Raw genomic sequence first — 12181 nt, 5'->3', positions numbered from 1 at the left:
CAGCCGGGTTACTGCTTGGGGCCGGCGATGTTAACCAGCCACTGGACGCCGAACTTGTCGGTGCACATGCCAAAGGTGTCGCCCCAGATGGCTGTTTGCAGCGGCATGGTGACGGTGCCGCCGTCGGACAGCTTCTCCCAGTAGCCCCTCAGTTCTGCATCGTCATCGCCGCTGAGGGAGACACTGAACGTGTTTCCGGGGGTGTAGTCCATGCGCTGGGGTGTGTCCGAGGCCATCAGCGTGAGCCCCGTCGGGGTGTCCAGCTGCGCGTGCATGACCAGTTGGTCTTCGGAAGGATCCTGGCTGGCCTGGAATTCGGCGAACGTCCCGATGGTCAGTTCGCCGCCAAAGACGTCCTTGTAGAACTCCATGGCTTCACGGGCATTGTTTCGAAAGCTCAGGTAGGGATTGAGTTGCGTGGGCATGCGGAGACTCCTTAGAAGGCGGACACCATTGTCGGCACGCGCCATGCTAACAGGGCACTCCGTGAGCGGGAAGGGGATCGAGGGGCCGGAGCGGAAGCCTCAGTCGTCGAAGTAGGCTTCCGCGGCTCCCTGGCCTGCAAACCGGTCCACCAGCGTTTGCGCAAGATCGTTGAGCTTCTGGTTCCTGGTGTTGGAAGCGTTGCGGAGAAGCTCGAAGGCCGCATCCTTGTTGCAGTTGCTCTGGGCCATGATGATCCCGCAAGCGAGGTCAATGACCGTCCTGGTATCCATGGCCGCTTTCAGGTGCTCGGCACGCTGGTCCGCTGACACGATCCGGACGGCGAGCCGCAGCGCTTTTCCCGCCATCCCCGCGAACCGGACCCCGTCGGCCACCGCCTGCTCACTAAAGCGCCCGCTGACCGGAGCGAAAAAATCCAGGACCGCCCCGGCGTCGTCATCAAGTTTCATAGGGATGCCCAGGGCGCTTGCGATCCCCGCCGCGGACAGGGCGCTGCGGTACTCCGGCCAGCGCCGGTCGGACGAAACATCCCCCAGGAGGACGGGAACGCCGCTTTCCAACGCGTCCACGCAAGGACCATCCCCCAGGGTTTGCTCAATCCGGTCAAGGACCATGGCAGTGCCGCTGCTGCCGCCAATGGTGGCAGTACGCTTGCGCCGGTGCAGCGTGACAGCGCATTCGATGGGCACTCCCGTGGTGCCGGTCATGGCGGCTGCCGCAACCTCCGTCAGGCCATCGAGGACAGACTTGATGTCCTCCATGCCGGCGATCAGGTCCACCAGCTGTTCAAGTTCGTCTGCCATGTCCTGATCCACCATCTGTTCAATCTAGGAGCAGCAGCCACCGGCCACAAGGGACGAATATTTGGACCGCCTGCCAGCATTCGTCCAGTATTCGTCCAGCGCAGTTATGGAAACGTTATATATAATTGCTGAGTGGTTTTGAGGTCAAGCAGTGGAATTTTGCCAGCACAGGAACGCCCGGCGAGGCCCGGAACAGGGCTCATCGCCGGACGCAAGCATGCCCTGGACGGGCTCCGGACCATCGCGGTGGCGGGTGTGTTCTTCTTCCATACGGCCACCGACTCAATGCCGGGCGGATCCATCGGCGTGGACGTGTTCTTCACGCTGAGCGGCTTTGTGATCACGCTGCTGATCATGAAGGAGCGGATCGCCACCGGCCGACTGCACCTTGGCATCTTCTATGCCAAGCGCCTTGCCCGGCTCTGGCCGGCGCTGCTGGCGCTCTGCGCGGTGATTCTCGCCGTCGGATGCGTGTTCCCGGCCTCCGGTTGGGGCGGCCAGGCGGGCTTCGTCCTTCCCGCCGCCGCCTACGTGATGAACCTGGCGCACTTTGGCCTGTTCGGCGACTCCATTGCCGGTGAAACCCTGGGCCCCACCTGGACCCTCGCCGTCGAAGAACAGTTCTACCTCGTGTGGCCGCTGCTCCTGCTGGCGATGCTCCGATTCTGGAAGGTCCGCACCGCAGCCCTGGCCACCGCAGCCCTGGCCGCCTTCTTCGTACTGAACCGGTTCCTGCTGGTCAACGCCGGCGAGCCGCTGGACCGCATCTACAACGGGCCGGACACCCGGGCGGACGAACTGCTGATCGGCTGCGCGCTGGCCCTCCTGTTCACCGCCGTGCGGCACGGTTCCCGGCTGCACGCGGCCCTGGCATCCGTCTCCCGCTGGGGCGCCCCGCTGGCCGGGATCACCCTGGTGGCTGCCCTGTTCCTGCTCAAGGAACCGGACACCCCCAGCGACTGGTTCAATCTCTTCTGGACATTCGGGCCCGCAGCGCTGGCCTTGTTGTCCGCGGTGCTGATCGGCTCCCTGGTGCTCCAGCCAGCGGGCTTCCTCTCGCTCATCCTCAGCCATCCCTGGCTTGCCCGACCCGGGCGCGACCTGTCCTACGGCATGTACCTCTGGCACCTGCCGGTCTACCTGCTGCTGATGCCCCTGATCCCGCCTCTGCCGCTCCGCATCGCGCTGACCGCAGCCCTCACCGTGCTGCTGGCATACGCGTCCTTCCGCTTTGTTGAGCGGCCGCTCAGGCGCTGGGCGAACGAAAGGCTGGAGCCCGCCGTCGTGCGTTCACCTTCCGCTCCTTCACCTGCTGGGCCTTCCGCTGCTGGGCGTTCGACGCCGGGGCCCGCCGCCCCGGCAGGTGCTGCTGCCAAGCAGCGGGCAACGGAACCCCAGCCTGCGGGCCAGCTGACCAACTAACGCAGTCCCAGCTGCGGCGTTAGTCCTTCCGGAGGGCGGGCATACCCAGGGACTGCGGCTGCGCGTTGCTGGAGCAGTCGGAGCAGCAGGCGGTGTTTTCGGCTTCGTTGGCCTGCGCATGCGGAACAGCGCAGCAGGCGTCGCCGCGCCAGGCGTTGATGCCTTCACGCACGGCAATGCCGGCGATCACCAGCGCCGCTCCTGCATCGGCCCACCACCATCCCAGGGTGCCGTTCAGGACCAGGCCCACCAGCAGCACCGCGGAGAGGTAGGTGCACAGCAGCGTCTGCTTGGAATCGGCCACCGCCGTCTGCGATCCAAGTTCGCGGCCAGCCCGCCGCTGGGCCCAGGACAGGACCGGCATGACGGCCAGGCTTAGCGCCGCAATGACGATGCCGGGCAGGGAGTGCTGTGCTTCCCCGCCGCCCGCCAGGGAGCGAATTGAATCGACGGCCACAAAGGCGGCCAAGGCGAAGAACGAGATGGCTATCATTCGCAGGGTCAGGTGCTCCCGCCGGTTCGGGTCCTTGGCCGAGAACTGCCAGGACAGCGCCAGTGCGGAGGCTACCTCGATCACCGAATCCAGGCCGAAACCGATCAGGGCGGAGGAATCGGCCACGCCGCCCGCCCACAGCGCCACGATGGCCTCGATGACGTTGTAGGTGATGGTGGCTGCCGCGAAGAGCCTGATCCGGCGGCTCAGCACCTGCCGGCGCTCGGTGGTGGGGGAGTGGAGTGTGCCGGTCATGCGAAGCACTCCCCGTCCGGGGCGCAGCAGGCCGGGTCCACCGCGAGGACAACGTTGATCAGGTCCTTGATGGCGTGGCCGATCCGGTCATCCGCCAGCTCATAGCGGCTCCGCCGCCCGTCCGGAACCGCCACCACCAGCCCACAGCCACGCAGGCAGGTCAGGTGGTTGGACATGCTTTGCCGGGACACCCCCAGGCTGTCCGCGAGGTCGGAGGGATAGGACGGGGCTTCCGCGAGTGCCAGCAGCACGCGGGCGCGGGTGGGGTCCGACACGGCGTAGCCGAAGCGGGCCAGCACCGGGGCGTGGGTGAGGGTCTGCATGGGTCTAAAGTACAGCGTCTGATGTATTCAGGCGAAGATGAATCGTTGTGGTGGTGCCTGCGACAACCCTCGGGGCAAGTCGCTTCGGACGCCCGCTACGGTCAAGACTTCTTTCGGGATGTGGTTCGGTGGCTCGTAGTCTTGAGTCCCAGCACCCGTTTGAGGGTAGTAGAAATGGGACCGATGAACCCTTGGCTCCCCTTCTTGGAAGTCCCCGCCTTTGGCTCTGTTGGAAGAAGCTGTTTCAGGGTTACCTCCAGAATTTCTACCTGCTCTCCAAGCAGCAGGGGAACGTCGTGGATGAATGCATCCAGTTCCAAGGCATCCGCTGTCCCTCCCCGTGCGCGGTACTGGTGCCAGAGATATTCAACGGACAGGTCTCCTGACTCAATCAAGGTCAGTGCTGCTGGGCGAGGATCGGAATAGATCATGTGGGCCTCCGGATGACATCAAGCCGAGACTTGATGCGCTTCTCCTCAATCGACTGTGGGAGCTTGTTGCAGATCATGCGTCCCTGGTGCATGAGTGTCAGGGAGAGCCGCTCCCTTCAGTTTCTGCTTTGATTGAATTCAGTGTCCGGCTCAGCACAATCCCCAGCCTGGTCACGCAGAAGATGACCAGGGCCGTGCCTGTTGCCACGAAAACGATGGTGACCCCTGTCCAGCCTTCCTGTTGCAACCGCAGCAGGGTTGGTACCAGCAGGCACAGGCCGAGGATGAAGCCGTACCAAGGCAGAATCCAGCCCTCGTGGCCGGCAGATGACGTTGTGCTCATGCTTCCACCTTTCCAAGGGCGGGCGTCCACGGAGCTTCCTCGAATGGCGAGACGGGTGGCCGCTGAAAGAGCCACCCGCCCCGTTTAGCGGCTGGGGAGTCTGGGCCAGCGGCCGAATTCTTCAAAACCTTACAAATCCATATCTTGTGACATATGCCACTTTTCGTGTCTTAAACGTAATGGTAAGCATACTGACCAGTCAACGGTGCAAACGAAACAAAGTCTCGGGAAAAACTATGGCTGTCGACCGATGGGCAACGCTTCCTGCCGGGATGGCCAGCTCCACCTGAACGACACAACAACGCAGCCCTGACCGGACATCCTGCCCCGGAATAGCGCCCTTGGATACCTGTTCGAGTGATTGTCAGACCCCCTTGTCATGATGGGTTTATGGGGAAAGCGGCGGTGGTGAGGGCGTTTGAGGACATCAAGGCTGCCCTCGCCGTGCTTCATGCGGAGGTTGATGGGGCGGGTTTGGAGCCGTTTTCGGCCGATGATCCGTTGGCGGGGTTGGCGGATGGGTGCCTGGATATTCTGGCTGGGTCCCGGCAGGTCGGGGCGGGGATCGCGGGGCTTAAGGCGAAGGCCGCGGTGCGGTACGCGGACAGCGCCTGGGCTGTTGCGGGGCCGGATGTGCCGGTGGTGGCGCAGGAGATGGCGGTCGCGGCGGAGATCGGGTGCGTGCTGGCGTTGGGTCCGCGGGCTGCGGGGTCTTTCCTTGCCACGTCCCAGGCCGTAACAGCCAGGTTGCCGCTGACCCTGGCGGGGTTGCAGGCCGGGGTGATCTCGTGGCAGCACGCCGTGGCCATGGCCGATGAGACGGCCAGCCTTGATCCTGCGGGGGCGGCGGCGTTGGAGGCGCATTTCCTGGACCCTGACGTACTTGACGCGGCCCGGGGGTGCCCGGTGGGGCAGATGCCGGCGCACCGGTTCAAGGCCAAGGCCCGGCTGTGGCGGGAACGCCACCACGCCGAAAGCATAGAGAAGCGGCACGCGAAGGGGGTGGCGGACCGGCGGGTGGAGTTCCGGCCGGACAAGGACGGGATGGCCTGGCTCAGCGCGTGCCTGCCCGCGGACCAGGCCTTGGCGGGCTGGAACCGGCTCACCGCTGTTTCCCGCGGCATGCATGGCCCTAACGAGTCCCGCACCATGCCCCAGCTGCGTGCCGATACCTTTGCCGAAGCGATCCTGAGTGGTGGGCTGGGCACGGGCGGTGACACCAGTGGCAACATGAGCGGGAGCGGTGCCAGAATGACGGGCAGCGTTGTTGGGACCAATGGGAGCGACGGCGGGAGTGACGGCGCCGGGCGGGAACACCTGTCGACGCCGATCCGGGCGCAGGTTCTGGTGACGGTCCCGGTGTTCGCGCTGATGGGGGTGACGGAGGAGCCGGCGGTCCTGGACGGGTACGGGCCCATCCCGGCGTCCATGGCACGGCGGCTCGTCGCGGACGGCGCCGATTCCTTCCACCGGGTCCTGGTGGACCCGCGCGACGGTGCACCGCTGGAGATCGGCAGGACCAGCTACCGAATCACGAAAGCGATGCGGGCCTGGCTGCGGATGCGGGACGGCAAGTGCCCGTTCCCGGGCTGCAGCAACAACTCCCTGGACAACGAGGCCGACCACATCCTCGCCTGGCACCAAGGCGGCACCACCGGGATCAGCAACCTGGGACAGCCCTGCCCAAAACACCACAAACTCCGGCACACCACACGTTGGAAACCCACCGCGGCCAGCAAGACCGAACCACCCGGCTGGACCTCACCCACCGGTCGCCGCTACGCCAGCGAACATCAGGACTGGGAGCCACCAAACTGGCCACAACACATGCGGCCTGCGTTCAAGCTACTGCCGGGATCAGTCGCGGGCTCTGCGGATTTTAGCCACGTACTTCATTCACCGGCAGAAGAGGGCCTGGCACGGTTCCTTCATGCCCCGCCCGGTTGACCAACTACCCCAGCGGGTTGGCGGACTGGCAAGTCTGGTCGCTGCCCGTCTGGGCCACCACGCCACCGGGGGAGTCGGGGGACGACGGCGGCGCGGCCGGTTTGGTGCCCGTGGCAAAGTCAGTGCCCGCATACAGTTGCACGCCCACGATGTTCGCCACCTGCTGGATGCTGCCTGCCGGCAGGCCGAACAGGGCCGCCACGTCCGCCGCGACGTCCTCGAACCCGGCCGAGTAGTAGACCATGGTCTTGTCCTGCGCCTGGGCCTGAAGCTTGGCCAGGTTGGTGAAGCCTGCATCCGAGAGCAGGCCGGCGATGGCGTTGCTCCGGCCTGTCACACCGGTGCCGTTGGCAATGGAAACGGGCTGCAGTGACTTGTCGTAGGCGGGCGCCGCGGGAGTGGCGGGCGTCTCGGTGGGGGCGGTCGGGACAGGCTGGCTCAGGTCAGGGCTGTTGCGCAGCGCCGTGAAGAAGTTGGAGGCCGCCGGTTCATCCAGGGCCAGCCGGTTGGGGTCCTCCGGCGCCGGCATGGTGGGTGCGGTAATGAAGTTGATGCTGGCCGGATCGATGTTCTTCAGCCGGTTGGCGATGGTCAGCAGCGACGGGACGGAGGACAGCCCCGAGTCGACCGTCAGGTTCCTGGTGATGGTATCGGCGATAGTGAGGGTCTTCTGCGGGTTGCCCAGGGTGCCCTCGGACTTGAGCTTGCGGCTGAGCGAGGCCAGGAAGCCCTGCTGGGCCTGGATGCGCCCCAGGTCCCCGCCGTTGGCGAAGGCGTGCCGGGTGCGCAGGAACGCCAGTGCCTGTTCGCCTTGCACCTGCGAAGTGCCGGCAGGCAGGTTCAGTCCGCTGTCAGGATCGTGCACGGCGTCGCTGACGCAGACCTCCACGCCGCCCACGGCATTGGACAGTTCCTTCACGGCGTTGAAATCGGCCATCATGAAGTGGTCCACTTCCAGGCCGGTCAGCTTGTTCACGGTGTCCACGGCGCAGCCGACGCCAGCCTGTGCCATGGCGCTGTTGATCATCACGTCCTGTTGCGCGGGATATGACTGGTTGGTTTTGGGGTCCTTGCATTTGGGCACGTCCACCAGCAGGTCACGCGGGAAACTGACCACATTCACATGCTTGTTGTCAGCGGAAATGTCCAGCAGCATCATCACATCGGACTGCCCGTACCCGGAGGAGTCCTCCGCTGCGCCGTACTGGCTGTTGCTGCCGTCCCTGGTGTCGGAGCCCAGGACCAGGATCTGCAGCCTGTCCGTGCTGTCATTCACGGCCCCTTCGGTCCGCTGCCCGCCGGCCGTCAGCTCAGAAGAGCTGATGTTGGACTGCAGGCGCCACGCCCAGTAGCCGCCGAAGGCTACGGCGCCCAGGAGCAGCGCGGACACCACGGCGGTAAGCGCCTTGAGCAAGCGGGGGACGTGGCGGACAGGCCGACGGCGGCGCAGACTTTCGGCGTACAGGTCGCCTTGGCCGGGGTAGGCGGCGGGGGAGCCAACCTGATCCGGGCCGGGGGATTTTCTGGAACCGAACACGGCAAAATAACCTTCGGGAGGGGACGGATTTCCGCTACCCTACAGGCCCAAGCTGGAAATTCCCCAAGAACGGCGGCCCCGCCACCGCGCCGGAGCGTGCGTAGATCGGCAAAGGGCGTACTCTTTTTTCTCGGCGGTATCCGCCCCGGTGATGGGCCCGGCCATGGGGGAAGCCCTGCTGTGCAGGTTGAGGAACGGACAGATGAATAGAGGACAAAAGCAGCGCGTGACGGGCCGTCCTGCCCGGCGCGGGCTCGGCAAACTGGCGGTGTGGCTGGAGGATGACTCCCCGGGACGCCTCCGGCCCCTGATCCTGGCGGTAGTCCTCACGCTCTCGGCGATCGGACTCGTGGAGGTGGCATCGGCGTCGTCCGTGGAATCCGTGGCGGCCGGAAACAATCCGTACGATCTTCCGCTCAAGCAGGCCATGTGGACCGTGGCAGGCGTGGTGATCATGCTGGTGCTGGCGCGGATGCCCGTACGTCGGATTCGGTGGCTGGGCTGGCCGCTGCTGATCGGCTCCCTGGTTGCCCTGGTGCTGGTGTTCACGCCGCTGGGCATGTCCGTGAACGGCAACCGGAACTGGCTGAGCGTGGGTGGTTTCACCGCACAGCCGTCCGAATTCGCCAAGCTCTCGCTGATCGTGTGGGCCGCCGGCATCCTGGACCGGAAACAGGCCCTGCTGGCCAATTGGAAACATGCCGTTGTTCCGCTGGGTCCCGCGGGCGGACTGATCATGCTGATCGTGGGGCTGGGACACGACCTGGGCACCACCATGATCATCATGATGATCCTCGCCGCCACCATGTTTTACGGCGGGGTCCGAATGAAAGTCTTCTCGGTGGCCGGGCTGATCTGTGTGGTGGCGGCCCTGCTGCTCGCGGCCACCAGCGGCAACCGCATGGGCCGGATCTCGTCCTGGCTGGGCATGGGATCAGAGGAGGACGCGCAGGGAGTGGGCTACCAGGCGCAGCACGGCGCCTACGCCCTGGCCTCGGGCGGCTGGTTCGGCGTGGGCCTGGGACAGAGCCGGCAGAAGTGGAACTGGATACCGGAAGCCCACAACGACTTCATCTTCTCGATTCTGGGCGAGGAGCTGGGCCTGGCCGGCACGCTGCTGGTGCTGGGCTTGTTCGCCATTTTGGCCATCGCCGTGTTCAAGACCATCGCCCGCACCACGGACACCTTCTCCAGGATCGTGGCCTGCAGCGTGATCACCTGGATCCTGGGACAGGCGGTGATCAACATCGCCATGGTCAGCGGCCTGCTTCCGGTGATCGGCGTGCCGCTGCCGTTCATCTCCTACGGCGGATCGGCCATGGTTTCGTCGCTGGCCGGCATCGGGGTGATCCTGGCGGTGACGCGACCGGGAGGAGCGCTGCCACGCCCAGCCAGCAAGAACCGCGCAGTCAGCAAAAGCAGGGTGCTCTCTAAAACCTAGGCGACCGCCCCGGCGATCTCGGGGCACTCAACGCAGCGGACGTCAGCAACCAGGGCGCCGGCGTCATCCTTTTGGAAGTGCGTGACGTGATTGGTGGTCCTGCCGCAGGTGGCGCAGAAGCTCTGGCTTTGTTTTGTCCACATGCATGAATAATACGGAACGCCCCGACAAAGAGAAGATCGCGGGCCAAAGTATGTGGATCACCGCAGTTTTCCTTTACCGGATCTTGACCAAACCTGCTGGCGATCCTTCAGGGAACGCTGAGTTTCGCCGCATAGCTTGGGCTCATCGGGCAGTACGAAAGGAGCGCAGGAAAATGACCATTACCGATTACTTCGTGGCTCTCGGCGGCATGCTGGCTTCACTCGGGTGTGCAGGGCTGGTTGCGGCAGGCCTCATCCGGTTCCGGGCGCGGCACTAGTTAGGGCAAGAGCGCGGCTTAGGGACAAGAGCGCGGCACCAGCATTCCGCCGCAGTTCTTATGCGATGGCCGGGGGCTCGAACCGTGTTGACGGCGCACCGCTGGGCAGCGACCTCAGGAGGCTTTCCGCAACGCTGCGGACCTTCAGGTTGCGGTGCCGTGAGGTGCCGGCGAGCTTGCCGAACGCCTCCGCATAGGAGCAGCGGTTCTGCGCCATCAGCACGCCGCAGGCAACGTCAATGCTGGTCCTGCTCTCCAGAACCTGTTTCAGGTTGTCACCTGCGCGGATGACGCCGTGGACATCAAGGGCAAGTTTCAGGCTGTGCGACGCCACCCCGGCGAACCAGGCGGCCTCGTCAACCACCTTGCCATTGAAAACGTAGTTCGCCGGTCCCAGGAACACGAGTGTGCCGGCAGAGCCGGGCTGCAGTTCCAGGGGAACGGCGAGGGCCGCGCCAAAACCTCTGTCCGTCAACCGCCTCCGGTACGCCTGCCACCTGGCGCCGCCCGGGTTGATCACTGCCGCTCCAAGCAGTGCCGACGCAATTGCTGCGGGATCGTCGCCGGTTTCGTCGTCTAATGCCAGGGAGGCCGCGGCCGGCGTGCTCCCGGCGCTGGCAGGACAGGACCGCTGACGGTGCAGCACGGCGGCGCACTCAATGGCGGTGCCGGCCGTGGTGCTGATCCAGCGGGAGGCGGCATCGGCCAGCTTCTGCAGGGACGACGCATCGTCGTCGGCCCCTGTCACCAGATCCAGCAGGAACCCCTGCCTCTCGGGCTCCACGTTGTTTGCCGGGCCACCTGCCACCCTGCACCCCCGTCTTGTCAGGCCCCTTGGCGGTGGTGCCTCGGGTTTCATAGAAACTTATTGGCCCGGCCGGAGGAGGGCACGAGTAGTGGGTACTCTACTTTTCCCCCGGCTACCTGCGCAGGTACTTGCTTGCGCTCTTCATCATTGTGGAGGTGGCGGTGGAACAAGTGGGCTAACATATGTTTGTTAGACAGGCAAGCAAGTAGGATATCGAAGGAATTCGCATGAAACCGTATGGTGCAAGCGAAGGCTACTGGTACCCACCCACCGCGGACGCCCAGCCACGAGCTGTTGACGTCATCAATGCCCTCCGCGAATTCCGGACTTCAGAAAGCGCGATGCGGCGGCGCACCCGCTCCTCCGCTGCGATGGGGGAGACGGACCTCCTGGCTCTCCGTTACCTCATCGACGCAGAAGCTGCCGGCGTGGGAGTCCGCCCTACCGAACTTGCCGGCCGCCTGGGGATCACCTCCGCGTCCATGACCAGTCTCGTGGACCGGCTCGTTGCCAGCGGCTACGTGACGCGCGTACCCCATCCTTCAGACCGGCGGGCCGTCCTCCTTCGTCCCACTCCCGGAGCGGACGAGGAAGTCCGGGACAACCTCAACCAGATGCACCAGCGCATGCTTGAAGCTGCGGAATCGCTGTCTCCGGAGGAGCTTAAGGCCGTAATGCACTTTCTGGTGTGCATGCGGGAAGCCGTGGACTCCGTCGATATCGCGCCTGGGGTCACTGCACGGTAGACAACATCGTAATTTTAGCTAGCTAGCTACATTGTTGGTTAACTATCGGACGGTCCGGTTGGCCTCGGCGAGGGTGGAGAGCCTGCAGTGGGAGCTCGATGCGGCGCAGGAGCGGTTCGGGAGCGTACTCCGGAATGCTGCGGAGCTGGGAGTCGGGCATGACGCGCTGAGCAGGGCAGCCGGCCTCACCGTTGAGGAGCTCCAGGACATCCTCGGCGCGGACGTGGAGTTGCTGTAATCCGGAAAGAGCCCCGCCGGCCCCGAAGTGCAGCCATCCGTTTGTTCAGATGCAGCTGCACTTCGGACCGTTGGAGCGAAAAGTGAAGTGGTCGGCCCGCTCTGGCCCGAAAACTGGGCTCGGCGAGGGACCGAAAAATTTATGCGGCCAGGCGGCCTGCCGTTTGGCGCGGATGTCGGCGGTCAGCCAGCACGCTGATGGTGCAGGATGCCTGGTCCGGATCGATTTTGGCGGGCAGGTGCCTTGTTTCAGAGCAGGCGCGGAGCATGTCCAGCGCTTCCTGGTCCACCCAGGCGCTGGAAATGTCCAGCTCCAGGTCCAGGCCTCCCTTGAGGGAGTTGGCACGCTTTGCCACGACATAGAGGGCGTTGATGCTGTGAATGGTGATATGCCCCGTTGCAATCACCTTGGCCTTGCTACGGTCCAGATCAACCCGGACCACGATGTTCAGCTTAGAGTTCAAGTTGTAAAGCCTTCCCCGGCATTGGCTGCGACGCTGCAGCTTCTTGCATGGCCTGTTTGCTTAAGC

At 64.7% G+C, this 12181-nt stretch carries 15 protein-coding genes; 5 read left to right on the top strand and 10 right to left on the bottom strand.

The genetic code is table 11. The features are described from left to right. Positions 1-8: 8 nt before the first annotated feature. Both FBY36_RS03690 and FBY36_RS03685 read right to left on the bottom strand, forming a co-directional pair. Positions 9-425 (bottom strand): VOC family protein, encoded by a 417-nt coding sequence (locus FBY36_RS03690; RefSeq protein WP_142117395.1) that lies wholly within the window; start codon positions 423-425, stop codon positions 9-11. Positions 426-524: 99 nt separating this feature from the next. Further along, complete coding sequence (locus tag FBY36_RS03685) at positions 525-1262, bottom strand: GAF and ANTAR domain-containing protein (RefSeq protein ID WP_142117394.1); 738 nt, start codon at positions 1260-1262, stop codon at positions 525-527. A 144-nt stretch (positions 1263-1406) separates the two neighbouring features. On the opposite strand from FBY36_RS03685, the gene FBY36_RS03680 reads away from it, so the two are divergent. After that, positions 1407-2669, top strand: coding sequence for an acyltransferase family protein (locus FBY36_RS03680; RefSeq protein ID WP_142117393.1), 1263 nt, complete (start codon positions 1407-1409; stop codon positions 2667-2669). A gap of 19 nt (positions 2670-2688) precedes the next feature. On the opposite strand, the gene FBY36_RS03675 is transcribed toward FBY36_RS03680, so the two are convergent. From FBY36_RS03675 to FBY36_RS03660, 4 genes are all read right to left on the bottom strand, one after another. Continuing rightward, positions 2689-3417 carry a cation diffusion facilitator family transporter gene (locus FBY36_RS03675; RefSeq protein WP_142117392.1) on the bottom strand — a complete coding sequence of 243 codons (729 nt, stop codon included), beginning with the start codon at positions 3415-3417 and terminating at the stop codon, positions 2689-2691. Continuing rightward, positions 3414-3740, bottom strand: a complete 327-nt coding sequence (locus FBY36_RS03670) for an ArsR/SmtB family transcription factor (RefSeq protein ID WP_142117391.1) — start codon at positions 3738-3740, stop codon at positions 3414-3416. The genes FBY36_RS03675 and FBY36_RS03670 overlap by 4 nt, the downstream gene beginning before the upstream one ends. A gap of 101 nt (positions 3741-3841) precedes the next feature. Continuing rightward, on the bottom strand, positions 3842-4171 hold the full coding sequence (locus FBY36_RS03665) for a hypothetical protein (RefSeq protein ID WP_142117390.1): 330 nt from the start codon (positions 4169-4171) through the stop codon (positions 3842-3844). A 97-nt stretch (positions 4172-4268) separates the two neighbouring features. Further along, positions 4269-4514: a hypothetical protein gene (locus tag FBY36_RS03660; protein ID WP_142117389.1), complete on the bottom strand. Its 246-nt coding sequence runs from the start codon at positions 4512-4514 to the stop codon at positions 4269-4271. A 390-nt stretch (positions 4515-4904) separates the two neighbouring features. Here FBY36_RS03660 and FBY36_RS03655 point away from each other — a divergent pair, with 390 nt between their 5' ends. Then, positions 4905-6461, top strand: coding sequence for an HNH endonuclease signature motif containing protein (locus FBY36_RS03655; protein ID WP_142117388.1), 1557 nt, complete (start codon positions 4905-4907; stop codon positions 6459-6461). Between the two features lie 4 nt (positions 6462-6465). Here the strand turns inward: FBY36_RS03655 and FBY36_RS03650 are convergent, their stop codons facing one another. Further along, positions 6466-7998, bottom strand: a complete 1533-nt coding sequence (locus FBY36_RS03650; RefSeq protein ID WP_200830424.1) for an LCP family protein — start codon at positions 7996-7998, stop codon at positions 6466-6468. 202 nt (positions 7999-8200) lie between these two features. On the opposite strand from FBY36_RS03650, the gene ftsW reads away from it, so the two are divergent. Beyond that, positions 8201-9439, top strand: a complete 1239-nt coding sequence (gene ftsW, locus FBY36_RS03645; RefSeq protein ID WP_235008701.1) for a putative lipid II flippase FtsW — start codon at positions 8201-8203, stop codon at positions 9437-9439. Here ftsW and FBY36_RS20515 read toward each other — a convergent pair. After that, complete coding sequence (locus tag FBY36_RS20515; RefSeq protein WP_160141867.1) at positions 9436-9582, bottom strand: hypothetical protein; 147 nt, start codon at positions 9580-9582, stop codon at positions 9436-9438. The two genes, ftsW and FBY36_RS20515, sit on opposite strands and share 4 nt — an antisense overlap. Positions 9583-9918: 336 nt before the next feature. Further along, the gene (locus FBY36_RS03640) at positions 9919-10644 is read right to left on the bottom strand and encodes an ANTAR domain-containing protein (protein ID WP_235008700.1); all 726 of its coding nucleotides are present in this window, start codon (positions 10642-10644) and stop codon (positions 9919-9921) included. Between the two features lie 251 nt (positions 10645-10895). Between FBY36_RS03640 and FBY36_RS03635 the strand changes: the two genes are divergently transcribed. Both FBY36_RS03635 and FBY36_RS03630 read left to right on the top strand, forming a co-directional pair. Further along, the gene (locus FBY36_RS03635; RefSeq protein WP_142117386.1) at positions 10896-11414 is read left to right on the top strand and encodes a MarR family winged helix-turn-helix transcriptional regulator; all 519 of its coding nucleotides are present in this window, start codon (positions 10896-10898) and stop codon (positions 11412-11414) included. A gap of 31 nt (positions 11415-11445) precedes the next feature. After that, positions 11446-11652 (top strand): hypothetical protein, encoded by a 207-nt coding sequence (locus tag FBY36_RS03630; protein ID WP_200830423.1) that lies wholly within the window; start codon positions 11446-11448, stop codon positions 11650-11652. A gap of 139 nt (positions 11653-11791) precedes the next feature. On the opposite strand, the gene FBY36_RS03625 is transcribed toward FBY36_RS03630, so the two are convergent. Further along, positions 11792-12115 (bottom strand): hypothetical protein, encoded by a 324-nt coding sequence (locus tag FBY36_RS03625; RefSeq protein ID WP_142117385.1) that lies wholly within the window; start codon positions 12113-12115, stop codon positions 11792-11794. Positions 12116-12181: the final 66 nt, after the last annotated feature.

It is taken from the genome of Arthrobacter sp. SLBN-122 (assembly GCF_006715165.1).
Classification (GTDB): Bacteria; Actinomycetota; Actinomycetes; order Actinomycetales; family Micrococcaceae; genus Arthrobacter.
The sequence above is the reverse complement of the archived record's forward strand: the minus strand, read 5'-3'. Positions and strand labels throughout refer to the sequence as shown.